General features: G+C 65.4%; 1 pseudogene. It reads right to left on the bottom strand.

Going from position 1 to position 301, the window contains the following annotated elements:
• Nucleotides 1-137 precede the first annotated feature (137 nt).
• Nucleotides 138-301: pseudogene (locus BKD30_RS16005) on the bottom strand (ISL3 family transposase); the annotation flags it as partial.

The following is a 301-nucleotide window of genomic DNA, read 5'->3' as shown; positions in this document are numbered from 1 at the left end:
GCGCACGATCTCCTTGATCGGCATGCCCTCCGCTCGATGCAGACGACGGATCTCGGCCCAATCTTCCACTGCTATCACCCTCCAAGGGTTCACACGCCGAGGGTCAAAATTCATCCGACGCACAGGGGTCAGTATTCACGCGTCGTCAACAGGTGGTCCACGACCACACCGGTCAGCGCCCAGCCCACCCCGCCACGGGTGATCTTCGCCCGCGGCGCCGCGGCCTTCGACGTGTCCTGCCGCCACGTCCGACGGCAGGTAACACACCGGTACCGGCGGACCCGGACCATCAAGGTCGTGG

Origin of the sequence: Tersicoccus phoenicis, assembly GCF_001968835.1 — a bacterium.
In the GTDB taxonomy this organism is placed as follows: Bacteria; Actinomycetota; Actinomycetes; order Actinomycetales; family Micrococcaceae; genus Tersicoccus; species Tersicoccus phoenicis.
The sequence above is the reverse complement of the archived record's forward strand: the minus strand, read 5'-3'. Positions and strand labels throughout refer to the sequence as shown.